General features: G+C 68.1%; 16 protein-coding genes. 6 read left to right on the forward strand and 10 right to left on the reverse strand.

What is annotated here, in order from left to right:
- Nucleotide 1: 1 nt before the first annotated feature.
- The 4 genes from ACWGE0_RS42130 to ACWGE0_RS42145 all read right to left on the reverse strand — a co-directional run bounded on the left by ACWGE0_RS42130 (nucleotide 2) and on the right by ACWGE0_RS42145 (nucleotide 4323).
- Nucleotides 2–814, reverse strand: a complete 813-nt coding sequence (locus ACWGE0_RS42130) for a carbohydrate ABC transporter permease (RefSeq protein ID WP_319970303.1) — start codon at nucleotides 812–814, stop codon at nucleotides 2–4.
- Entirely contained in the window at nucleotides 811–1767 is a 957-nt protein-coding gene (locus ACWGE0_RS42135) for a carbohydrate ABC transporter permease (RefSeq protein WP_452266481.1), read from the reverse strand. The genes ACWGE0_RS42130 and ACWGE0_RS42135 overlap by 4 nt, the downstream gene beginning before the upstream one ends.
- Nucleotides 1764–3005 (reverse strand): ABC transporter substrate-binding protein, encoded by a 1242-nt coding sequence (locus ACWGE0_RS42140; RefSeq protein WP_452266482.1) that lies wholly within the window; start codon nucleotides 3003–3005, stop codon nucleotides 1764–1766. Before ACWGE0_RS42140 ends, ACWGE0_RS42135 begins: the two co-directional genes overlap by 4 nt.
- A 298-nt stretch (nucleotides 3006–3303) precedes the next feature.
- Nucleotides 3304–4323 (reverse strand): LacI family DNA-binding transcriptional regulator, encoded by a 1020-nt coding sequence (locus ACWGE0_RS42145; RefSeq protein ID WP_452266483.1) that lies wholly within the window; start codon nucleotides 4321–4323, stop codon nucleotides 3304–3306.
- A gap of 29 nt (nucleotides 4324–4352) precedes the next feature.
- Between ACWGE0_RS42145 and ACWGE0_RS42150 the strand changes: the two genes are divergently transcribed.
- Nucleotides 4353–7217: a BTAD domain-containing putative transcriptional regulator gene (locus ACWGE0_RS42150; RefSeq protein ID WP_452266484.1), complete on the forward strand. Its 2865-nt coding sequence runs from the start codon at nucleotides 4353–4355 to the stop codon at nucleotides 7215–7217.
- On the opposite strand, the gene ACWGE0_RS42155 is transcribed toward ACWGE0_RS42150, so the two are convergent.
- Both ACWGE0_RS42155 and ACWGE0_RS42160 read right to left on the reverse strand, forming a co-directional pair.
- The gene (locus ACWGE0_RS42155) at nucleotides 7203–7676 is read right to left on the reverse strand and encodes a hypothetical protein (RefSeq protein ID WP_452266485.1); all 474 of its coding nucleotides are present in this window, start codon (nucleotides 7674–7676) and stop codon (nucleotides 7203–7205) included. The two genes, ACWGE0_RS42150 and ACWGE0_RS42155, sit on opposite strands and share 15 nt — an antisense overlap.
- Nucleotides 7677–7739: 63 nt before the next feature.
- On the reverse strand, nucleotides 7740–9197 hold the full coding sequence (locus ACWGE0_RS42160; protein ID WP_452266486.1) for a sigma-70 family RNA polymerase sigma factor: 1458 nt from the start codon (nucleotides 9195–9197) through the stop codon (nucleotides 7740–7742).
- Between the two features lie 159 nt (nucleotides 9198–9356).
- Here ACWGE0_RS42160 and ACWGE0_RS42165 point away from each other — a divergent pair, with 159 nt between their 5' ends.
- Together ACWGE0_RS42165 and ACWGE0_RS42170 are read left to right on the forward strand one after the other, a co-directional pair.
- Nucleotides 9357–9668 carry a trehalase-like domain-containing protein gene (locus tag ACWGE0_RS42165; protein ID WP_452266487.1) on the forward strand — a complete coding sequence of 104 codons (312 nt, stop codon included), beginning with the start codon at nucleotides 9357–9359 and terminating at the stop codon, nucleotides 9666–9668.
- A gap of 48 nt (nucleotides 9669–9716) precedes the next feature.
- Nucleotides 9717–10013: a YiaA/YiaB family inner membrane protein gene (locus tag ACWGE0_RS42170; protein ID WP_452266488.1), complete on the forward strand. Its 297-nt coding sequence runs from the start codon at nucleotides 9717–9719 to the stop codon at nucleotides 10011–10013.
- 252 nt (nucleotides 10014–10265) lie between these two features.
- Here ACWGE0_RS42170 and ACWGE0_RS42175 read toward each other — a convergent pair whose 3' ends face one another.
- On the reverse strand, nucleotides 10266–12596 hold the full coding sequence (locus ACWGE0_RS42175; RefSeq protein ID WP_452266489.1) for an ATP-binding protein: 2331 nt from the start codon (nucleotides 12594–12596) through the stop codon (nucleotides 10266–10268).
- A gap of 224 nt (nucleotides 12597–12820) precedes the next feature.
- Between ACWGE0_RS42175 and ACWGE0_RS42180 the strand changes: the two genes are divergently transcribed.
- Nucleotides 12821–13906, forward strand: coding sequence for a glycosyltransferase 87 family protein (locus ACWGE0_RS42180; protein WP_452266490.1), 1086 nt, complete (start codon nucleotides 12821–12823; stop codon nucleotides 13904–13906).
- On the opposite strand, the gene ACWGE0_RS42185 is transcribed toward ACWGE0_RS42180, so the two are convergent.
- The 3 genes from ACWGE0_RS42185 to ACWGE0_RS42195 are packed head-to-tail and all read right to left on the reverse strand — an operon-like array spanning nucleotide 13843 to nucleotide 20028.
- Nucleotides 13843–15321 carry a radical SAM protein gene (locus ACWGE0_RS42185; protein ID WP_452266491.1) on the reverse strand — a complete coding sequence of 493 codons (1479 nt, stop codon included), beginning with the start codon at nucleotides 15319–15321 and terminating at the stop codon, nucleotides 13843–13845. The two genes, ACWGE0_RS42180 and ACWGE0_RS42185, sit on opposite strands and share 64 nt — an antisense overlap.
- A gap of 28 nt (nucleotides 15322–15349) precedes the next feature.
- Entirely contained in the window at nucleotides 15350–18217 is a 2868-nt protein-coding gene (locus ACWGE0_RS42190) for a tetratricopeptide repeat protein (protein ID WP_452266492.1), read from the reverse strand.
- On the reverse strand, nucleotides 18214–20028 hold the full coding sequence (locus tag ACWGE0_RS42195; protein WP_452266493.1) for a TIR domain-containing protein: 1815 nt from the start codon (nucleotides 20026–20028) through the stop codon (nucleotides 18214–18216). The genes ACWGE0_RS42190 and ACWGE0_RS42195 overlap by 4 nt, the downstream gene beginning before the upstream one ends.
- Before the next feature lie 926 nt (nucleotides 20029–20954).
- Between ACWGE0_RS42195 and ACWGE0_RS42200 the strand changes: the two genes are divergently transcribed.
- Both ACWGE0_RS42200 and ACWGE0_RS42205 read left to right on the forward strand, forming a co-directional pair.
- Nucleotides 20955–21752 carry an RNA polymerase sigma factor gene (locus tag ACWGE0_RS42200; RefSeq protein WP_452266494.1) on the forward strand — a complete coding sequence of 266 codons (798 nt, stop codon included), beginning with the start codon at nucleotides 20955–20957 and terminating at the stop codon, nucleotides 21750–21752.
- Nucleotides 21753–21809: 57 nt separating this feature from the next.
- On the forward strand, nucleotides 21810–23201 hold the full coding sequence (locus tag ACWGE0_RS42205) for a hypothetical protein (RefSeq protein ID WP_452266495.1): 1392 nt from the start codon (nucleotides 21810–21812) through the stop codon (nucleotides 23199–23201).
- The last annotated feature ends 58 nt before the right edge of the window (nucleotides 23202–23259 follow it).

The raw sequence follows: 23259 nt of genomic DNA on the forward strand, positions 1-23259 counted from the left end.
TTCACCCCTTAACAGCGCCCTGCATGACACCCGCGACGATCTGCCGCCCGAGCACGATGAACACGATCAGGACCGGGACGGTCGCCAGCGTCGTCCCGGCGAGCACGAGCGAGTAGTCGACGTAGTAACCGCTCTGCAGCTTCTCCAGCGCGACCTGCATCGTCGGGTTGTCGGCGTTCAACACGACCAGCGGCCACAGGAAGTCGTTCCAGGACTGCATGAAGGTGAACACGCCCAGCATCGCCGCGGCCGGTCGGGCCGCGGGCAGTGCGACGTGCCAGAACGTCCGCCAGAGACTGCAGCCGTCCATCCGGGCCGCCTCGACGAGTTCGTCCGGGATGGCGTCGACCAGGTACTGCCGCATCCAGAACACGCCGAACGCGGTGACGAGGTTCGGAACGATCACCGCTTCCAGCTCGCCTGCCCAGCCGAACTCCGCCATCGCCATGTACAGCGGGATGATCCCGAGCTGTGTCGGCACGGCCAGTGTCGCGACGACGAACAGGAACATCAGCCCGCGCCCGCGGAAGCGCAGCTTGGCGAACGCGAACCCGGCGAGCGTCGACAGCAGCACCACCGACAGCGTCACGGTCCCGGAGACGATGAAGCTGTTGCCCAGTGCCTTCCAGAACGGGATGGTGTCGATCACCCGTGCGGCGTTGGAGAAGAAGTTCCCGCCGGGGATCAGCGTGAAGTCCCCGGTCAGCACGGAGTTGTCCCGGCTCGCCACCAGGTACGACCAGTAGAACGGGAACGCCGAGCCCAGCACGAACGCGGCGAGCACGCCGTAGACCACAAAGGACGGTCGTTTCACCGCACGGCCCTCCTGGTGAGAAGGAAGTTCAACCCGGCGACCCCGACCACGATCAGGAACAACGTCCACGCGATCGCGGACGCGTAGCCGAGATCCAGTTGCTGGAACCCGGACTGGTACAGGTAGAGCACGACGGTCTGGTACTGGTGCTCCGCGCCGCCACCGCTGCCCGACGTCGGGTCGTACAGCTTGGGCTCGGTGAAGATCTGCAGGCCGCCGATCGTCGAGGTGACGATCACGAAGATCAGCGTGGGCTTCAGCATCGGCAACGTGATGCTGAAGAACCTGCGCACCGCACCGGCGCCGTCGACCGTGGCGGCCTCGTGCACCTCACGCGGGATCGCCAGCATCGCGGCCAGCACGATCAACGCGTTGTAGCCGGTCCACCGCCAGTTGACCATCGACGCGATGGCGACGTGGCTGCCGAACGTGTCGGCCTGCCAGTCGATCGGCGGGATGCCGACGGCCGACAGGATCCCGTTGACCATGCCGTACTGCGGCCCGAACAGGTTGCCGAAGATGATGGCCAACGCGACCAGCGACGCGACGTAAGGCAGCAGCACGCCCATCCGCCACGCCGTCCGCGCACGGAGGTTGGAGCTGAGCAGTGCCGCCAGCACCACCGCGATGATCACCTGCGGGACGCTCGACAGCACGAAGATGCTGAAGGTGTTGAACAGCGCGTTCCAGAACTGGCCGTCGGAGAACAACGTCGCGTAGTTCTGGAGCCCGACGAACGGCATCTCGTCGGCGCCGAGCTCCCAGTCGAACAGCGACACGTAGGCCGTGTAGAGCAACGGGAAGAGCCCGACCGCGCCGAACAACACGAAGAACGGTGCCACGAACAGGTATGGAGAGACCTTCGCGTCCAGAGCGGACAGCCGGAAGCGGGGAGGCCGCGAGCGGGGCTCCTGCGCCCGCTCGCGGTCCACCTTGGTGAGCACGGCCGTCACTTAGCGACCTTCTGGGCCTCCGCGACCGCGGTCTTCCAGCCTTCGTCGGCGCTCTTGCCCTGCTCGACCGACTGCAGCGCGGGGCTGAAGACGTTGTCCTGGATCTGCCCGTCGGTCGGGCCCTTGTACTGCGCGGCCTTGACCTTCTGCGCCTGCGCGGCGAAGAGCGCGCCCGCCTTGACGTCACCGAAGTAGGCGTTCGTCTTCTCCAGCAACGCGGGAGCGTCCAGCGCCTTGACCTGGCTCGGGAACGTGCCCTTGGCCTGGAACGCCTTGATCTGCTGCTCCGGCGCGGTCAGCCAGGCGGCGACCTCGGCGGCCTTCTTCGCGTTCTTGCCCTGCTTCGGCACGGTCAGGTACGAACCGCCCCAGTTGCCGCCACCGTTCGGGAACGCCTCGGTGACCGCCCACTTGCCCTTGTTCTCCGGACCGGCCTGGCCCTCGACCACGCCGAGCATCCACGACGGGCACGTCTTCGTGGCGAACGCGCCGGCCTTGAAGCCGGAGTTCCACTCGTTGCTCCACGCCACGAGCTTCGCGGACTGGCCCTTCGCGACCGCGTTCGTCACGGCGGTCCAGTCGGCCTTGATGTCCGGGTTGGTCTCGACGACGAGCTTGTCGGACTTGTCGAAGTAGCCGACCTCGTGCTGGTTGTGCATGGCGTTGAAGACCTGCGCGGCGCTGTCGAACCACGCGACCCCGCCGGACTTCGCGATGAACTGGTCACCGGCGGCGAAGTAGCTGTCCCAGGTCGCGAAGAGCGCCTTCACGGCCTCGGGGTCCGACGGCAGGCCCGCCTTCTCGAAGAGGTCCTTGCGGTAGCACATGGCCAGCGGGCCGATGTCCGTGCCGTAGCCGATCAGCTTGCCGTCCTTGGTGGTGACGGCCTCGGTCTTCCACTTGAGCCAGCGGTCTTCCTCGACCTTCGGCCCGATCTCCTTGAGATCGTTGAACTGCCCGGACTTCGCCATCACCTGGGCGAGGAAGCCTTCCTCGACCGCCTCGATGTCGGCGAGGCCGGAGCCCGCACCGAGCTTGGTGAACAGGTTCTGGTGGTGCGGCGCGCCCTGGCCGGTCTTGCGCTGCGTGAGCTTGACGTCCGGGTGGGCTGCTTCGTACTCCTTGAACAGCTCCTCGTACCCGAACTCGTTGAAGGTCGCGATGGTCAGCTCGGTCTTGCCGCCCTCTGTCGCCCCACCGGACGAGCAACCTGTTGCGGCGGTTAAAAGCAGGAGCACGCTGACCCAACTGCGGTGTCGCACGGGAGAACTCCCTCGGTCTCTGCGGCGGAATCTGGGAGCGCTCCCAGAAGTTTTCGAGAGTGTTAACCGCACGACATGAGGCTGTCAATGGGTTCGGGGGCGCAAGTCTGGGAACGCTCCCAGTTTGTTACGTGCAGCATGCAGGGGCATGCGCATATGGAGCAGGGCGGTTAGTGGTGTGGCCCAGAATGTTACCGAGCGAATTCGCGGTCAGACGGCACCACGAGGTGCCCTGCTGAGCGTGAATTACCCGCCAATGTTCTGGGTCGCGCCACTACGCGCTGGCGCGCTTGATGAGCGAGGTCGGCAGCAGCAACGACGGCGGCAGGCCCGCCTCGCCCGCCAGTTCGGCCAGCAGTCGCCACGTCATGGTGCGGCCCAGCTCCTCGACGTCCTGCCGGATCGTGGTCAGCGGCGGCGTCGAGGTGGTGGCGAACACCGAGTCGTCGAACCCGATCACCGCCACGTCCTCCGGTACGCGCTTGCCCTGCGCGTGCAGCACCTGCAGGGCGCCCAGCGCCATGATGTCCGCCGCGACGAACACCGCGTCGAGGTCGGGGGCCTTCTGCAGCAGTCGTTCCATGGCCCGCGCGCCGCCCTCTGGGGTGAAGTCGGCGTGCACCACGAGGCCGGAGGCGATCTTGGCCTCGCCCAGCCCGCGCTTGAAGCCGCTGAGCCGGTCCGCGCCGACGGCCATGTCCTTGGGGCCCGCGACGGTGCCGATCCGCTTGCGTCCCAGCGAGACCAGGTGCCGTGCGGCCTCCAGTGCGCCGGTGAAGTTGTCCGCGTCCACGAACGGCACGGTCGTCGTCCCGAGCGGCCGCCCGCCGGACACGACCGGCAGCCCGATCTCGGCCAGCATCGGCACCAGCGGATCGTCGCCGTGCAGGCTCACCAGCAGCGCGCCGTCGACGTGCCCGCTGCTCAGGTACGTGACCAGGTCGCTGGTGTCCGCGGGCTGGCTCATCATCAGCAACAGCTGCATGTGGCGCCCGGCCAGTTCGGCGTGCACCCCGCGCAGCACGCCGGCGAAGAACGGGTCGGACAGCACGCGGCCCGTCGGCTCCGAGACGACCAGGGCGATCGCGTTCGCCCGGTTGCCCGCGAGCGCCCGCGCGGCCTGGTTGGGGGAGTAGCCCAGCTCGGCGATCGCGGCGTGCACGGCTTCGCGGGACTTCGCGCTGACGTACTGCTCGTCGTTGATGACACGCGAGACGGTCGACTTCGACACCCCGGCCACGCGCGCGACTTCTTCGATGCGCGGCCCAGGGCGCCGTTTAGCCGTCTCGGTCATGCGGCCATCCTAGGCCGCTTGGCCCGACCATGATCTGCTTGCCCACACCGGCCACCAGCTCCGGTTCATCTCGGTTCCCCCTCTGCACAGCGGCGAGGGGTCAGTTTCGAAGATCGTCCGCACATATTCCGCACAGCACGGCCCAGTTCTGGCACCATGCCCCCCGAGGAGGGTCAGTGCGGTATCGGCTTCTTGGGCCGCTGCAGATTTGGCGTGGGGGCGCGGAACTGCGGTTGGGCGGGCCCCGGCAACGGGCGTTGCTCGCAGCGTTGGCACTGCACGCCAACGAGACGGTCAGTTTTGAACACTTGGTTGAAGCGGTGTGGGAATCTCCACCCGCAGCACCGGAATCGAACATACGCACCTATGTCGCCGCCTTGCGCAAGCTCGTGCTGGACGACCTGATCACCGTGCCCGGCGGCTACCGGCTGAAGGTGCCGGCCGGTGACGTCGACGTCGCCGTCTTCGAGCAGCTGTGCGCGGCCGGTGACGAGGCACTGCGGCAAGGTGATCACCGCACGGCGGTCGGCAGGTACGAAGAGGCCCTGGCGATGTGGCGGGGACCGGCACTGGACGGGCTCGTGATCGGGCCACGCCTGGAGGCCGAGCTCACCCTGCTGCAGGAACGGCGGCTCACGGTCGCCGAGCAGCACGCCCGGCTCGCGATCGAGCTGGGGCAGGGCGAGCGGCTGGTCGGCGAGCTGCGGCGGCTGACCAAGCAGTTCCCGCTCAGGGAACAGCTGTGGTTGCAGCTCATGCACGCGCTGCACCGGGCGAGCAGGCCCGCGGAGGCGTTGCAGGCGTTCGAGGACGTGCGGGTGCTGCTGGCCGAGGAGCTGGGCACCGATCCCGGCCACGACCTGCGAGAGCTGCACGCCCGGCTGCTGCGCGGCGACGAGCCGCGGCCAGCCCTGAACACGCTGCCTCGCGACGTCGCGGACTTCACCGGCCGCGAGGGTGAGATGGAGCGGCTGACCAGGGCAGTCACCGGACGGTCGGCGGTCGTGATCTCCGCGATCGACGGCATGCCGGGCGTGGGCAAGACGACGCTGGCTGTGCACCTCGCGCACCGGCTGGAGTACCCGGACGGTCAGCTGTTCATCGACCTGCACGCGCACACCGCAGGCCGTGCGCCCGTCGAACCGACGGACGCGCTGGACGTGCTGCTGCGTGCGCTCGGCCTGGAGGAGATCCCGGTCGGCCTGGACGAACGTGCGGCGGTGTGGCGGGCCGAGCTGTCGCGCCGGCGGCTGCTGGTCGTGCTGGACAACGCGGCGAGCGCCGACCAGGTGCGGCCGCTGCTGCCGGGCGTGCCGGGCTCGTTGGTGCTGGTCACGTCACGGGCGCGGCTGGTCGAGCTGGAGGGCACGTCGACGCTCACGCTGGACGTGCTGTCCGAGGCGGAGGCGCTGCAGCTGTTCGCCACGATCGTGGGCGACGAACGCGGCACCGACCCGGCGGCCCGCGAGGTCGTCGAGCTGTGCGGCAGGCTGCCGCTGGCCGTGCGGCTCGCCGCCGGCCGGTTGCGCAGCCGTCCGACCTGGACCACCGCCCACCTCGCGACGCGGTTGCGCGAGGGACGATTATCCGAGCTGGACGCTGTTTTCGCGTTGTCGTTCGGCCAGCTGCCGTCCGGGCACCAGAGGCTGTTCGGGCTGCTGGGCCTGCACCACGGCACGGACTTCGACGTCGACCAGGCCGCTGCGCTGGGCGAGCTCGACCCGCTCGAGTGCGACGGCATGCTCGAAGACGTCGTCGACGTGCACCTGCTGGAGGCGGCCACGGTCGGCCGGTACCGGATGCACGACCTGCTCCGGCAGTACGCGCAGTCCAAGGTGGACAGTTCGCGGGAGCCGCTGACCCGGCTGCTCGACCACTTCCTGGACACCGCGAACCAGGCGATGCGGCTGATGTCGCCCGCGGCCCGCAAGTACGAGGTGGACATCACCTACCGGCCGGCGTCGCGGCTCGTGCTGCGCGACTACGACCACGCGGTGGAGTGGATGGAGACCGAACGGCAGACGCTCGTCGCCGCTGCGGCGCTGTCTCTCGACGGTGACTGGCGCACACACACGTGGCAGCTCGCGCGCGCGATGACGTACTTCTGCATGGTGCGCGGACACACGCGTGACTGGGCCACGATCAACGAACTGGCGCTGGAGGCCGCGAAGGACGAGCCGGCGGCGCTCGCCATCACGACGAAGAACTACGCGATGGTGTTCTGGCAGACCGCCCGGTACTCCGACGCCATCCACTACAACGAGCGCGCGATCGAGATGCTCCGCGAGCTGGGCGACCTGCAGGCCGTGGCGGGCACGCTGAACAACCTGTCCCTGGTCTACCGGACCCTCGAACGCCACACCGAGGCCGCCGAGCTGCTGGAACAGGCGATCACGGTGGCCAGGGAGCTCGGCGACCGGCACCTCGAGTCGCAGGCGATGAGCAACGTCAGCAACATCTACAGCGCGCTCGGCCGCTACGACGAGGCGCTGGAGGCGTGCACGTCGGCGCTGGCCCTGATGCGGGAGATGGGCAGCCGTCGCGACGAGGCCGACACCCAGAGCGCGCTGGGCATGATCCTGCACGCCATGGGCAGGCACGACGAGGCGCTGGACGCGCTGAACTCGGCACTGGCGGCGGTGCGCGCGATCGGTGACGTCACCACCGAGACCGTCGTCCTGAACTACCTGGGTGACGTGCTCGCCGCGGCAGGCCGGCCGCAGGAGGCCGAGGCGCCGTTGCGGGAGGCGCTGGATCTGGCGGAACGGATCGACGACAAGCGTGAGGCCGCGAACGCGCACAAGCACCTGGCGAAGGTGGTCGCGGACCCGGCGGAGGCGGCGCGGCACGCCCAGGAGGCCGAGGAGAGGTTCGCGGCTTTAGGCACCGAGTGAGCGCGGTCCCGGTCGTCCTCCCGGCAGGACCGCGCCGCGCGGCAGCCCGTCCCGCAGCAACGGCAACAGCTTGGGGTGCTTGCTCATGAGCACCGCGGCGGTGCCGTTGCGCTGCTGGACCCGGCGGCAGAAGTGGGGCGAGAGCGCCACTCCCAGGTACGCGTCCGCCCTCGGTCCGTAGACGACCCGGTCGCCCTGCCCGCACCACGCGGCGGCGACCGCTTTGCCGTCCGTCCAGATGTACCCCTCGACGTACACACCGCCCTGGTGGCGGGCGGCTTCGCTGAAGGCGTCGCTGAACGTCACCTGGGGCTGCAGGCGGGTCTCGGGGCCCGCGGTCCACCACGTGCCGGCGTCGAGCACCAGCCCTTCGACGCTCGCGTGCGCCCACTCCGAGTCGTCGACGAGCGTGCGGAACGGCGCCTCCAGCTCGGTGAGCGCCGTCGTGAGCTCTTCCACCGGCTCATGGTGCGACGTTCCGGCCGGTCTTGCTGTCCGAAGTGGAATACCTCAGCCGCTCGGCTACGTGATCGTGATGGCGATGCTCACCTGCAACGTCCCCGCGGTGCCCGTGATGGTGCCGTCCCCGGCCTTCGGTCCCGCCTGGAGCCGGGCCCGGTACGTGACCGTCTGGCCGGGCGCGAGCGTTTGCCCGCCGCTGTCGCACGTGATGGTGTCCTTGCCGGCCGGGCAGCCGACGAATCCCGCGGAGATCTTGCCCGGCCCGACTGTCTTGATCTTGTCCGGCATGGTCAGCGTCAACGTTGGCAGCGGCGTGGGCGCCGAGCCGTTGTTGGTGATGGCGATGTTCATCTCGTTGGGCGGGCCGTCGGTCGTCATGGCGATGCCGGCGGGCGCGGTCGCCGACATGCTCGGTGCGCCGCCCGCGGCGGGGGCGAACGAGGTGCTGGTGGTCACCGGGGGAGTGGATCCATCCGGACCGGCGGACACAGGGGCGGCGCCGGTCGACGCGCCCGGCGCCGTGTTGCCGGAGATCGGGGTGGAGCCGGGCTGACCGGTGTTCTGCGGAGCGGTGGTGGTCCCGCTCCCGACGCTCGACGTCGTCGGTGGAGCGGCCGCCTGCGGAGCGTCCCCGTCGTTCGTCACGACGATGCCGGAGCCCACGACGACCACGACCGCGGCGGCCGAGGCGGCCACCCCGAACCAGGAGGTGGCGCTGATGGTCACGGCGGCACCCTTGGCGGCGGCCGCGGCCAGGTAGCCGGTGGTGCCGGTGCCGAGCACGATCGGTGCGATGAGACCGCGCAGCGCGCCGTTGACGTCGGACAGTTCGCTGGCGAGCTTGCGGCATTCGGCGCAGTCGTCCATGTGCGCGTCGAGCTGAACGGCCTCGCGTCCCTTGAGCCCGCCACGCGTCCAGGCACCGAGCTTGGTGACCGTCGCCCTGCACCGCTCCGCGGGTTCCTGGGCGACGTGCGCCTGCAGGAACGCCTTGCGCAGCCCTTCGCGGGCACGGAACGCCATCGCCGAGACGCCGTTCGCGGTCAGTCCCAGCAACGGCGCGATCTCGCCGGGCGACTGACCCTCGATCGCGGTGTGCCACAACACCGTCTGCCACCGCTCGGGCAGCGTCGCGAACGCCGTGGCGGCCATCGCCTGGTCGAGGTCCTCGACCGCCTTGTCCCGGAACGGCACGCTGGTCGCCTTGGTGGCACCGGGAACTTCCTCGATGTCGCCGGCCAGTTCGAGCCGCTTCTCCTTGCGGGTCCGGTCATACGCCGCGTGCCGCACCGCCGTCAGCAGGTACGGCCGGAACGCGGCACCCGGCCCGCCACCGGAGCGCAGCGCGGCGAGGACCTTGGCGAACGCGTCCGCCACCAGGTCGTCGGCGTCCGAGGACGACGAGGAGAGCTGCATCGCCAGGATGTTGGCCGAGCGCACGTGGCGTTCGTACAGCGTTCCGTAGGCCTCGACCTTGCCGTCGCGCACGGCGTCGATGAGGTCGGCGTCCGACGGCACTCGACCACGCTGCCCGATCAAAGAATGCCGCCTCACGTCAAACCCTGGACTGATACGCGGACCCTATCGAGATGAGACAACGCGAACAATCCACGCATCCGAACCCGATGTAATAAAAGACCTTCTGGTCGGACATAAGTCTTGACCAACACAGGTCCGATGGCCCTAGCGCTGGTCGCGCCGGACGCGGACGGGACGTGGTGGTGCCGCCTCCCGCCGGACTCACCGGCATTGTTCGCCGAACTTCCCGGCGGCGAGGGACTTTTCTCGATCAGGGCCCGAAAGGACCAGCCCGCTCTGGGCCGATGGCAGGTACCGGCGTCATGGCGGTCGCGCATTCGCCGGGCAACCTTGCGAGTACCTGACGATCTCGCGTCACCGCTGTGGTCATCCCACCGCTTGATCGTCCACAAAGGACTGAAATCGGGGAAGTGCCCGGTTGCCGGACTCGAGAACGTGATCTGGACTTGAGTAGCTGTACTCATGACAGCCCGAGGCCGACGCTGGACTCTCGGGATCATGACTTCACCCACGCCCCCGCACACCCCGACGACCGCTGCCTTCTACGTGCAGGCGGTCCTCTCGTTCGGACTCTCGCTCACCGCCGTCGGCATCGGAGTCGTGTTCCTGCCCGTCGACGGGTGGGTGCGCGCGTTCCTGGGGATCGCGATGCTCTACACGGTCACCTCGGCGTTCACGCTGGCCAAGGTGCTCAGGGACCGGCAGGAGGACACCTACATCACGAGCCGCGTGGACAGAGCCCGGCTGGACAAGCTGCTGACCGACCACGACCCGTTCAAGCTCGACGTGCCCTGACCGGTCAGGCGGGTGGCTGAAGCTTGGCGACGAGCTGCCGGAGTTCACGCTCGACGTCGACCTCGAGAAGCCGGAGCTTGCGCTCCGCCCGGTCCCGGATCTCCTGGTCGAAGAGCGTAAGGCGGCTTCGGGTCGTTCATCAGCCGGCGTGCGGCTTCACCGCTGCGTGGTTTGTTCAGCATGCGGGTGAAGAGGGTCGCGTCGTACCCGAGCCGGGCGAGTCCCACCACGCCGCATCGCGGTGGCACGGCGTTAGTGCGACAGCGCTACCGTCAGCTTCGCCGCGATCCCGCGCACGGCCGGTGTGTCGTAGCGGTCGCATTCGGCCAGTGCCCGCACCCGCAGCTCGCGGGCTTTCCCCGATTCCCCGGCCGTGTCCGCGAGCTCCGCCAGCCGCGTCATGATCTCCACCCGATGATCGGACAGCCGGGCCTCGCCCAGCGCCGACACCAACTCCTCGCGTGCCTCCGCGAGCCGGCCCGCGTCCATCAGCACCAGCCCGCGGTTGTGCCGCACCCGAGCAACTCCGGCGGTCGTGCCGTGCCGGAGGAACAACGACTCGGCCTCGTCGAGCAGCTCCAACGACTCCGGCACCTGTCCGGCGGCCGCCAGGCTCGTGGCCAGCCGGATGAGCAACATCGACAGCAGCTCCTCGTCGCCACCGGCCTTGCGGTGCTGGGCCACGCTGCGCCGCTGCACCTCGACGGCCTCGCCGAGTTCGCCTGCGGTGTGCAGCACGAGTCCGAGCAGCGAGAGCGCCAGGTTCTCGCCGATCAGGTAGCCGGCCTGTTCGAAGAGCGCGACGGACTGCCGGCCCAGCCGGACGGCCTGGTCGGCCTGCCCGAGCCGCCGCCGGATCGCCGAGCCGTAGTACCAGGTCCACGCCTCGGTGAGGATGTCGTCAGCCGGAACCGCCGCAGCCTCCTCGTGCACGGCCAGCGCCTCGTGGGGCTGCCCGCACAACGCGTAGAGCGCCCACGAGAGGTAGTTCAGCTGTTCTGCGGTGTCTCGAAAATGGCCCAAATGCCGTGCGGCGGAGGCACCCGCGCGGAAGACCTCGCGCCACAGCTCGCCGACGCCGTGCATGTCCGAGTACCAGTGCATGGCTTGGGCCAGTTCGAGAACACGGTCGTGCTCGTCCGCCGCGACCGCCGATCTCAGTGCGCCGCGCCAGTTCTCCAGTTCCAGAGCGAGCCAGCGGCCGGCGGGTTCCTTGTCCTGCATCGGATTGTCGTGATCGAAGTGCCGCGCTGCCTGGGTGGCGGTGGTGAGCAGCCAGTGCCGTAGCCGTGTGCTCACTTCGCGCACGTCGGCGGGATCCTCGTCGAGTTCGAGGCGTTCGCGGGCGAAGACGCGCAGCAGGTCGTGGAGCGTGTACCGGCCGGGCGTCTCGCTGATGGCGAGCAGGCTCGCGTCGGCGAGTTCGTCCAGCGCCTCCTCCCCGAACGGCGTGAGCACAGCGGCCACGTCGGCGCCCGTGTCCGGGCCCGGCACCAGCGCCAGCCTGCGGAACACCGTGGCGGCGCTCGGACTCAGCTGGTGGTAGGAGATCTCGAACGCCGCCCGCACCTGCAGATCGCCGGCTCGCAGCACGGACAGCCTGCGCCGTTCGTCCTCCAGCTGGTCGGCGAGGTGCGCGATCGTCCACTGTGGTCTGCTCGCCAGCCGGTTGCCGGCGATCAGCAACGCGAGCGGCATGCCACCGCACAACTCGGCGACCCGTGTGGCCGCTTCCGGCTCGACGGCCAGACGCCTGGGGCCCGCGACGACGCGCAACAGCTCGACCGAACGGTTCAGCGGCAGCAGCCCGAGGGCCAGCCGGTGCCGGGCGTCCAGGCCGGTGAGGGTTCTGCGGCTGGTCACGAGCACCAGCGTGCCGGGGCTCGAGGCGAGCAGCGGCCGCACCTGTGCCTCGTTGGCGGCGTTGTCCAGCACGAGCAACACCGCGCGTTCGCGCAGCAACGAGTGGTACAGCGCGAGCTTGTCGTCCGGGTCGTCGGGAATCTGGCGATCGTCCACGCCGAACGACCGCAGCAGCCGGTGGGCGGCCCGGTCCGGCGTGACCGGTTCGCTCTCGGTGCCGCGCAGGTCGAGGAACACGCACCCGTCGGCGAACCGCGCGCCGAGGCGGTGCCCGGCATCGATGGCGAGCGCGGTCTTGCCCGCGCCGGGCGCGCCGTGGATCACCGCTATCTGCAGCCGTGACGACGAGTCGGCCTCGCTCGCGAACCCGTCCAGCACCGTCCGCTCGGTGTCCCGGCCGGTGAGCTCGACGAGGACGGGTGGCAGTGTGAAAGACGCCACCGCGGCCGCCACGACCGCCGGAATCTCCGGCTTTTCCTCCGCCGCGCTGATGCGGCTCGCCCTGGCCAGCGCGGTGAACTCCGCGGCCTCCTCGCCCTCCAGCCCGAGGCCGCCGACGAGCAGCTGCACCGTGCGGAACTGCGGTGTGAGCGTGCGACCGCGCTCCATGTCGCTGATAGCGCGCATGCTCAGACCGGTGCGTTCCGCCAGTTCCTCCTGGGTCAGCGGAATGCGCGAACGGTAGAAGCGCAGGAAATCCCCGAATGCCGTGGTGCTCACGGTAGTACAGACGTTCAGCGGAGGGCATCGTTGCAGGCGAGACCACTTCTGCCGGTTGTTCTGCCGGTTGTTCAGCAAGGTGAACAACGGCCGCGCTGGATAATTTCGAGAAGGTGTCAATTGTTTCAACGACGCGGAATGCCGCTGAGGTTCCGCGCACATTGCTTCGTCTCGCGGAAAGTCGTCGCGGTCGACTCATCGCCGGTGCGCTGTGGCTGGGGGCCTTGGTCTGGCTGCTGACGACGTGGTCCGGGCACTACCCGATCGACCTCGACGTCTACCGCCTCGGCGGCCTCGCCTGGCTGGAGGGGAAACCGTTGTACGTCGGCTTCACCGGACCGCCGCTCGACCCGCAACTGCCGTTCACCTACCCGCCGATCGCGGCCGTGCTGTTCAGCGGGCTGACCTTCCTGCCGGCGGGATCGCAGAACCCGCTCATGGTGGCGTGCGGCTTCGTCGCGTTGACCGCCGTGTGCGTCGCGGTGGCGGGAAAGGTGCGCCCGGGTCTCAAGTGGACGGTCGGTCCGGTGGCCGCGATCGTCGCGCTGGCGCTGGATCCGGTGTGGATGACGTACGGCTACGGTCAGATCAACCTGTTCCTGCTCGCCATGGTGGTGATCGACTGCCTGCTGGTGACGGACCGGCGCTTCCGCGGCGTGCTGATCGGGGTCGCGGCGGCGATCAAGCTGACACCGGCGATCTTCGTGCTCTACTTCCTGGCCAAGCGCGACTGGCGGGCCGCGATCACCTCGATGGTCACGTTCGCAGGCCTGGCCGTGGCGGGTTTCCTCATCACACCCCGCGACTCCGCCCAGTACTGGCTGCACTCACTGCTCAACCCCGACCGCATCGGCGACATGTCGTTGTCGACGAACCAGTCGATCCGGGGCGTCCTGCGCGGTCTGGGCCTCACACCGGGCATCGAATCGCTGCTGTGGGCGGCGCTGGCCGCCGCTGTGGTGGCCGTGGCGGTCTTCCTGGCCCGCAGGGCGAACGACGACCTCGTCGCGTTGTTCACCATCGCGGCCGCGGGTCTGCTGGCGTCACCGGTGTCCTGGGTGCACCACTGGGTGTGGTGTGTGCCCGTGCTGGTGTACCTCGCCATGCGCGGCAACGTGTGGGTTGCCTTCGCCGCCGTGTTCCTGGTGTTCGTGACACGGCTGCACGCGTTCGACACGTTCGTCTGGCTGACGGTCGTGTCGCTGGGCCTGCTGGCCGCGCGGTCCCCAGGGCGGCAGGCCGTGCTTCACGCGTCGGTGTCCGCGAACCTGAGCACCCGCAGGCCCTCCAGCCGGAGCGCGGCCGGGTAGATCGCCTTGTAGATCCCGCAGTTCGGCGACCGCACGTCGAACCGGCCCGTCGCGCGGAACGTCGCCACCGAACAGCCACCGGTGCACCAGTTGCGCCACGAGCAGTCGCGGCAGCCTTCCTTCTCCTCGGCCAGCAGGTTGCGGATGCCGGGCCGGCGCACCGCGGTGATCGGGTCGTCCGCGCCGATGTGGCCGACGGGGGAGCCGAGTTCCATGTGGCACTGGGAGATCTGGCCGCGCTGGTCGATCACCACGTAGTCGTCGCCCACCCCGCACGACTTGCGGCGCGGCTCGGTCAGCTGGCCGCGGTCGAGCACGGAGCCCAGCACGCTCCACGGCGGCATGGCCTCCTCGATCGCCGCGAACGCGTCCGTCACGCCGTCGACCATCGCCTGCTGCTCGTACTGCAGGCCGGCGGCGTCGCCGGTGCAGGCGTTGTCGCGGAAGAAGTTGAAGCTGAAGGTCAGGTCCCTGGCCAGCGCGAACCGCACGACCGAGGCGATGTCCGCGGTGTTGCCGGACGTGATGGTGATCGACAGGTGCGGTGGCAGGCCCCGTTCGATCAGCTGGTCGATCGTGCGCATCACCAGGTGTGCGGACGGTTTGCCGCCCAGCGTCGGGCGCTGCGCGTCGTGTGCCGCCCCGAGGCTGTCCAGCGAGATCATCACCCTGATCGACCGCTGCAGCAGGTCACGCGTGAAGCGAGCGGGGAGCGCGACGCCGTTGCTCAGCACGACAGCGCTCAGATCCAGTCCGTGCTCGGCGCACCGGGCCACCGCGTGGTCGTGCAGCTCCAGCAGCACCGCCGCGTTGAGGCTGGCCTCGCCGCCCGCGTACTTCAGCCGCAACGAGCGGAAGCCGTGGCGCAGCGCGGAATCGACGAGTGCGTCCACACTGGACTTCGCGAGCGCGGTGTCCATCTCGTCGGCCGACTTGTGGACGTAGCAGTAGGTGCAACGGAGGTTGCAGGCGTTCGTCACGTGCAGCCACGCCGTGAGTTCACGTGACTCGGTGAACGACGCGACCGCCGGCGCCCCTGGTTCGTGTACGAGGTCCTGCTCGACGAGCCGCCGCACCACCTGCGTGACGACCTCGGGATCATGCCCGGTGAGCTCCACCGGCGAGACAGGGGAGTGGAACCGCCGGAAGATGTCCAAACCGGCCTCGTTCACCACCACGACCCCGCCGTTGCCCTGCGGCGCGAACAGCACCCAGTGCCCGGCGTCCAGCTCCAGTTCGAACACCTCTCGCGACCGCACGAGTGGACGTCCGGAGTGGACTGTCCTCTCCGGACGGGCGGCACGCGCGCCGCTGGTCGGGCAGGCGCAGTCCTCGCAACTGCGCACGACCAGCTCGTGCCCGTGCGGCACGTCGTAGCTGGACAACGCGAACGCCCGGACGCCGGTCGAACTCATGGTGCGGTGCCTCCTGCGGCGAGGATCATCAGTAGAGCTGTTCGAGGCGGGCGAGCAGGGATGTGTACTGCCTCTGCTCGTTCTCCGCCGTCCACATCCGGCGCAGAACCGTATACCACTCGATCTTCACGTCGTGCGGCAGCTTGTCGTAAACCCGTTGGAAGCGCACGAACTCCGTGGAGATGGCGGCCGCGCCGTGCGACCCCACCCGCCGGTCCGCGAGCAGCGTGAACCCCTTGCCGTAGTGCAGCACGGCCTGGTCCAGTCCCGCCGGGTCGTCGCCCGCAAGCGCGTCCGTGGCGGCCAGGTGTCCGCACATGAGCTCCCACCTGCCTCTCAGATCGATGAACCGGTACCTCTCGATCGCCTCCGCCACGTCGCCGGTGAGCGCGTCGAGGTCGTCGCGGTACGCCTGGTCCTCGGTCTGGTTCCACGCCTGGTAGGCGAGTTCGACGTACTCGATGATGTTCGCGGACAGGAACCATCCGTCCGCGATCCGGTTCGCCGCCACGATCGACTGCTTGAGGTAGTCGAGCCCTTTGTCCACATCGGTCACACCGAAGATCCGGCCCGCCCGGTTCAACGCCGACGGGTAACCGCGGATCGCCCGGTCTCGGCAGATCTCCAGCGAACGTTCGATCAGCGACCGCGCCCGCTCCAGCGGGTCCTCCGCCAGGTCGACGCCCGCCTGGTGCGCCTGCAACAGGCAGATCGCCTGTTCCTGGTAGATCTGCCCGAGCCAGGCCCAGCTGCCGTGCTCCTGGAAGATGGTCTCGGCCTCGCGGTAGTCCTGCCACGCCTCCAGGAAGTTCCGCTCGTAGCGGTGCACCTCGCCGCACACGCTAAGCGAGATGCCCACGTTGATCCGGTTGCCCAGCCGTTTGCGCACCTGCACGGCGCTCTCGACCAGGTTGCGGGCCTCCACGTACAGGCCGCGCAACGCCTTGAGGTACGCCCAGTTCGTCTGGATCGACGCCATCTCTTCGCGGGCCTCGTCCGTGCTGCCGGGTCCGAGCACGCTCGCGAGCGTGTCCCGCGCCTGGCTGTAGGCGTTGTCCGCGTCCTGCCACTGACCGATGTTGCGGTAGAAGAAGCCGAGCTCCTTGTTCGCCTGCGCCACCCGTCGCGCCTGCGCGGGCAACGGCAGCTGCTGCGCCTGCCGTTGCGCCTCCTGGAAGAAGCCCTTCGCCTCGCTGATGCGGTTCGGGATGCGCATGCACGCGTTGCCGCGCTCGTTCGCGAGGCGGTAGCGCATCTCCGGTCCCGCGCCCTGCAGCGGCACGTCCTGCATCAGCTCCATCGCGGCGGCCGGCTGTTCGTTGTGGGTCAGGAACGACGCGATGATCAGCGTCATCTCCAGGTACCGCACCGGTGCCTCGTCGGCCAGCCAGCGCTGGAACCGCCGCACCACGACACCGAGCACGTCGTCCAGCGGCGCGGTGAACCTGGCGTGCGGCAGGAACCGCTCCAGCTCGTGGCAGATGAGCTCCTCGAACAGCAGGTCGTTGTCCTGCTGGGCCTCCCGGTGCAGCGCCACGAACCGGTCGGTGCCGTCCTCGAACGACAGCAGCAGCCGGTAGTGCAGCTCGGCGGTGCGGATCTGGTCCAGCTCCCGCTTGTCGGCGGGCAGCTGCGCCAGCTCGCGCAACGCCTCGTCGCCGGTGCTGGGCAGCGCGGCCATCATGTCGGGCAACGTGTCGAGCGTGTGCTGCTGCTCCGCGCTCTTCTGCTGGTGCAGCTCGGAGTAGGCCGTCACGGCGTGCCGCCACAGCGCCGTCCGCCACGTCTCGTCCCTGTCTTCCAAGGGAATCAGCCGTTGCGCGAGTTCCTCGGCCAGCGCGTCGTGCAACGTGACGTACCGCTGGTTCGCGCGCGGCCGGACCCACGGCCGGGCGAGCAGCTGTTCCCACGCTTGCGTCCACGACTCCGCGTCCGCGGGCAGGTCCCGGTCGCTCATGAGCTGCTGCCAGATCGTCTGGTTCACGCTGTGCCGCACCACGGCGAGCCGTTTGATCGCCTCCGGCCAGAACCCGGTGTCGCGGAACGGGGTGATCAACCGCCGCCGGAAGAGATCACGCCGTTTGGCGTTGATCTCGCCGTCCTCGGTCATCTCCCGCGGCGGGTCTTGGTGCACGAGGTAGGCGACGGCCAGCGCGAGCCAGAGCGGATGGCTCTCGGTCAGGTCCGCCAGCCGATCGCGTTCGGCCTCGGTCAGCGAGCCCCGCAACGGACCGGCGTCGAAGTAGGCCTCGACTTCGGCACCGCTGAACCCGCCCAGCTCCAGCACCGTCGTCTCCACCGGCCGGTGCACGCCGCCGAGCTGCACCTGCAGCGGATCGTCGTGCACCGGCCGTCCCGACAGCACGAACGCCGTGGAGGGCAGTTCCTTCATCCACTGCGTGAGCTTCACCAGGAACGACGACATGCCGCGCACGGCCTCGACGGTGTCGAGCGTGATCACCACGGTCGTGCCGCTGGCCGCCACGAACGCCCGGTAGCACTCGACGAACGTCTCGTTCAGCCGCTCCAGATGCCCCTTGATCGTCTCCAGCCCGATCCGCTGCCGCGTGACGTCCTCGAACGACGCCGCCTGGTGGAAGTACGGCTCGAAGAAGTCGTGCCCCGGGTCGAGCTTCACCGCGATGTCGTGCTCGAGGTTGGTCAGCAGCCAGTACTCCGAGTCGTCCACGTCGATCGGCGCCATCCACACCACGCCGTCGTGGCCGCGGTCCGCGAGCTCCCGCACCAGCCGCGTCTTGCCGACCCCGCCCGGCCCGTACAGCAGCACCGCCCGGCTGGTGCCGTCCTGGCGCACCTCGTCGACGACACCCAGGACCGCGCGTTCCTCCTCGCGCCCGATGTAGAAGTTGTCGTTCTCGGTGCCGCGCCAAGTCATGTGCCCTCCGAGACCGCCGTGTCGATGGCCGACAGCACTTCCTGGAACAGGCCGACGTGGTCGTGCAGCGTCAGCTGGAACTCGTGGTCCTCGATGAGCAGCTCGTGCACGCACTCCACGAACTCACGCCGGTCGTAGAGCCCGGAGCTGAGAAAGGCCTTCGCGTACTGGGCGGCCGCCTCCGGCAACGCCTGGCGCAGCTCGGCGGGCTGCTGCAACAGCTGCCGGCACAGCTCGTGCCACAGACACTCCTTCATCATCATGACCTGCTCGCTACCGGCCTCGTTGACGGTCCACCGCTGGTAGCACCACTTCGCTTCCTCGTGCGCGGTGACGCGTTCGTCGTCGGAGCGGTAGTAGAAGCGGTACAGCACCCGCCGGATCGGGGAATTGATCACGCGCCACAGGCCCATCCGCGGATCCAGCAACGAGGTCGCGTTGAGCGCGGTCCACAGCTCGCGCATGTCCCAGCCGGCCGCGGTGACGTCGTCGCGCAGGGCCGCGTCGTCGTCGAAGTGGAACTTCAGGTGCGACTGGGTGATCAGGCGGTAGGGGACCAGCACCTTGAGCGCGTGTTCGAGCGCCTTCTTGGCGAGCGCGTTGCCGGCGCCGGACGGGAACAGCACGTCGTGCGTCAGCAGATCGTTCCGTACGTACTTCGCGGTCACAGCCTCGAAAGTCGTGGCCTTGCGCAGACCCCGTTCGATGCCGATCAGGTTCGCGTCGTGCGCCCAGTCCAGCCACGCGAGCAGCAACGCGGGCAATCCGTCGCTCTCCTGTTGCAGCAACAGCGCCGACTTCCGCACCAGGCTGTCCTCGGCGTCGGCGGCCCCGTCGCGCACCGCGTCCTCGATGACCTCGAGCTTGAACTCCGACAGGCCCAGCGTCCGGAACCGGCACTGCGTGTACCGCCCCAGCCCGCGCCACGAATCGGGCCGCCGGGTACCGATGATGATGCTGAACCGCTTGCGCACTCGCCGTTCGACAAGATGCGTGTACACAGCCGTCAACGCGCTGCGCACCTCGGCCGCGGTCTCCCGGTTCAGCCGTTCCGCGCTGTCGAGGAGGTACAGCTGGTTGTTGCCGCGCTTGCTGACCTCACGGGCGATGTCCTCGATCTCGTCCTCGGTCAGCGAATCGCCCTCTGGCTCGACGTTCACGCCCATCAGCTCGACCACGACCTTGGCGGGCGCACTCCACAGCTCTGGCCACCGGGCGAGGTCGAGCAGCCGCGTCTCACCCCAGCTCGTCGCTGTGAGCCGCCGCTCGGCCTCCCGAAGGAACCACGACTTGCCCATCCGCGGTGGCGCCGCGACCACCCACAGGTCCTGCCCGCTCGACAGGCTCAGCGCGTTGAGCAGGTTGGTGAGCTCCTGCTCGCGGTTGCGAAACCTGCCGCCGTCGAGCGGCGCGGCCTGCACCCCGAACGTGTTCAGCACCGCGGCCAGCTTCGCCTCTGTCGCCGCGCGCAGGTCGTGCCGCGCGTGGTTGCCGAGGAACGGGTGCAACGGCTCGTCGAACTCACCGACCTCGCACACCGTGATCACCGGCCGACTGGTCTTCGACTCGGTGGACAACCGGTCGGCGGTGTTCCACTCCTTCATGCACCAGTCGGACTGCTGGTAGTGGCGAGAAAGCAGCGCGACGAACCGATCGGCCCTGCCGAGTTCGTCCGCGAGCGTCTGCACGAACAGGCCCAGATTGGTCTTCTCGTACCGGAACACCTCGAAGTCGTGTTGCTCGAGCAGTTCCGCGAGCGTCCTGGCCACTGCGCCGTCCTCTTCGGCGTAGCTGAGGAAGACCCTGGTCACCTGCACCTCGTTCCCGCGATCGGCCGTGACGCGACCGCCGGCAGGTGCCCCCGTCCAGGCCGCTGCCCGCGATATCGACCGCGTGCCGAATTTCGCTACGGCACGCTCGACGATTGTTTGACCTCGCAGACGGGAATTCGGCATTTTTCACCCGTTCGGCCTTGCCGCACTCGCAGGTCGCGGACCTTACCGGTATGCAGGCGAGTACGTGAACCGGCGCGGTGTGGTTCACCATGCGCTATTCCGTGCGATCGGGAATTCAGGTGCTGTCTCTCTCTGACCGCGGCCGGGCGACGGTCAGGGTTCTGGCGACCGTCCTGTCCTCCTGGCAGTCCGGCGACTGCCCGACAGGGCGGACGTGAAGGCCGTATTCCACGGGATTGTGAATGTCGCACGCATTTCAGGCGGATCCGCAACGACTAAGATGCACGCCTCGCGAGATCTCAGCCCGGATGGGTGACGATTTGTCCGGCTGAACTTGCGTCTACCTGCGGCTATTCTGGAACGCAATTTGCGTTAGCAACTATGTGTCGTTCGAATGTCATGATCTTGCTCGAGGTCGACCTACACCTCACCAGGTGCTTACCCGCCACGAGTTCCGTGCTGCTCACCCCTGCCGAGCACATGTGCAAATCACCCTCGGTTACCCGAACAACTCTGGAGCACGACCGATGACAAGCTGTCCCGAGCATGCGAGGCAGTGTGAATGCGTGAGTGTCGAGTCGCGGTCGAGTCGCGCCTCGACCTCCTCTCCGCAGTCGATTGAACAGCTTCAACCCTCATCAGGCTTCGGGCATGCCGTAGTGCGCGACAAGCGAGTCGAGGCGAGGGCGGGATCAGTCGAGTTGGGCGCCCCCGCCTCCGTATCCGGGTCGAATGTGGGAGTGGAAGGTCCAGGTAGCTCTGATGACGTCCGCCGGGCTGAAGTGCCCGTCGCGCTGGGTGTGGCAGATCAACCCACTGTGAGGTTCCGGCCTTTGTCGTGGCTGGGCGGCGAACGTTCTGATCGTGACCCGGCTGTCTTGCCGGATGCGGCCGCGGTGGACATGGCCGATGATGTCAAGTGGGACATCAAGGCTGACGAGGCGCTGTGCCGGGAGCTGCGTCTGCGGGGGCCCGGCGGCAAGTACTGCGACGTCTTCCGCGATCAATTGATTGCGCATTGCCTGCCGGTCGTCGTGGCGTGGCTGCGGTCCGGCGTGTTCTTCGTTCGCAGTGCTGAAATCGATCGGCCCGTCGGCGAGGCGGAGGAGTTCTCCTTCGACGAAATCGAGGACCTCGCCTCGGAGATACTTTTTTGCGCTGCAATCCGATTTTTTGACAACGGAATTTTTGGCAACGAATGGACCGGTGCTGGTGGCGCCTCGCTGAAGACGTATCTTCTCAACGGGTGCATACGTGAGTTTGCGAATGTGTTCCGGAAGTGGAAGCGGCGCAAGCTAGGGTGGGCGAGTGTGCTCGCTGCACCAGAGCTCGATCATGTCGCGGAAAGCGGCATCTGTGACGCGTCCCTGTATCGGGTCGACAACACCGATGTGCTCCGTCGAATGCTCGAGCGTTTGCACATGACGGAGCGAACGGTCCTGCATTGGCATTACGGACTCGGCTACACGTATCCGGAAATCGCAAGCTTCCTGGGGCTGGATGCAGAAACGGTGGCGACGATCTCGGCGCGTGCAATGCGCAAGGCGCGTAAAAATGAGCTGGGCGAATGTTCGAAGTGAAGCGGACGGCGTGCGAGAAATCAGGGGAACCCGAGTCGAGGAACGGCGGATGCGGCGATGAGTGACAAGATCCACGGTGCGGATGAGGAAGATCACCTCAACGAGTTGATCGCACGGTCTTCGTTGGGCGACGACGTCGGCAACGGCCTGGCGCGCCGAGTGTCCCGTCAGCGTCTGGAGCTGCTGGCGCACCGCATTCGGCAGCAGACCACGCCAGCCGCAATGGCTGCCCCGGAGTCTGAGCCAGGGGAGAAGGCGACCCGTGACCTCGCTCGTGCCCTGGACGGGTGGATCAACGCCGCGCAAGGTGGTAGCACCCGCTACGCCGCAGGGTTGACCAGGCTTCGCTGGACCGTCGCCACGACCGATCGGCACAGCTACACGTCCCGGCGGCTGGCCGCCTACTTCATGCTCAGCTCCCGCTCGTTACCCGACCCCGGCGACGACAACCCCGTGATCGCCGCGCCTCTTGACACCCGCGGCGGAAGGCGACGCAAAGAGGTCCTCGACGACATCGCACTCGTCAGCACTCTGGAAGGACGGCTGCGGGCCATCTGGCCGAACGAGATCGGCCCCAAGATCGAGGGGCATCTCGACGAGATCCGCGACAGCCTGTACCACGTCGACTTGGGGCCGCATGTGTTCTGGCAAATGGTGGTGCTTTCGGGCGGTGCGCGAAACCACGTTCCCGATTCATTCTTGATGTTGTTCGTGTGGCGTGTGATCGACCCTGTCCAGATCGTTGTGGACGGCACGCGAAGTATGAAGCTGGTGATCCACAACTGGTTGCAGGCGAACCGGGACGCACTTTCCGACGCATGGCGGGATGCTGCGGGGGGTGGCGTGGCGGAGGATGTCAGAAGGATGTTCAGCCAGGATCCTGCCTGGGCAGGAATGGGTGTCTCCGTTGCTGTCGAGATCCTGCCTGCGGATGCGATCAGTGATTTCGACCTGTGTCCGGACCTGCCGTCGGTGCACGCCTTCATGTGGTCCGCATTGCAGGACGAACGGCGCTGGTTTGCCGGCACCAGGCATCTCGTCGAGACGGAGTCGGGAAGTTCGCTCGATTCCATTGCCGAACGTCGCGCAGCGAGCCGCCTGGCGGTCATGGATTCGGCTCTGGTGCTGGCGGGGGACTCGCCTGCCGCCGCGTCGCCTGCAGTACGCCACACGGTGGACGTCGATCATGGATTCGAGGTGGAGGCATCGGCGGAGGCCGAAACCGCGATGGCGCCGATCCCTACTCACCGGGATCCGTCCTGGCCGGGCAACGCGCTCGAATCACCTCGGCGTCGAACTCGGCCGCCGTACAACGCGCAGACCGAAGGATCTGAGCTGCGGAGCAACCCGCAGGGCTCGTGGGTAGTTCCCAGCGAGGTCACGGAGTCTGACGAGATCGGTCCCAGGATGCACGCGATGGCGACATTGGACTCGAAGTACTGGCCGTAGTTGTCCCGAGCGGGGCGGGAGATCGATGGCGGGGGGTGTTGGCCGATCAGTGATCGGC

It is taken from the genome of Lentzea sp. NPDC054927 (assembly GCF_053610285.1).

Coding starts and splice junctions, on each gene's coding strand:
- ACWGE0_RS42170 (WP_452266488.1), top strand. CDS start 9,717: ATGACTTCACCCACGCCCCCGCACACCCCGACGACCGCTGCCTTCTAC.
- ACWGE0_RS42185 (WP_452266491.1), bottom strand. CDS start 15,321: ATGAGTTCGACCGGCGTCCGGGCGTTCGCGTTGTCCAGCTACGACGTG.
- ACWGE0_RS42205 (WP_452266495.1), top strand. CDS start 21,810: ATGAGTGACAAGATCCACGGTGCGGATGAGGAAGATCACCTCAACGAG.
- ACWGE0_RS42150 (WP_452266484.1), top strand. CDS start 4,353: ATGATCTGCTTGCCCACACCGGCCACCAGCTCCGGTTCATCTCGGTTC.
- ACWGE0_RS42145 (WP_452266483.1), bottom strand. CDS start 4,323: ATGACCGAGACGGCTAAACGGCGCCCTGGGCCGCGCATCGAAGAAGTC.
- ACWGE0_RS42165 (WP_452266487.1), top strand. CDS start 9,357: ATGGCCCTAGCGCTGGTCGCGCCGGACGCGGACGGGACGTGGTGGTGC.
- ACWGE0_RS42190 (WP_452266492.1), bottom strand. CDS start 18,217: ATGACTTGGCGCGGCACCGAGAACGACAACTTCTACATCGGGCGCGAG.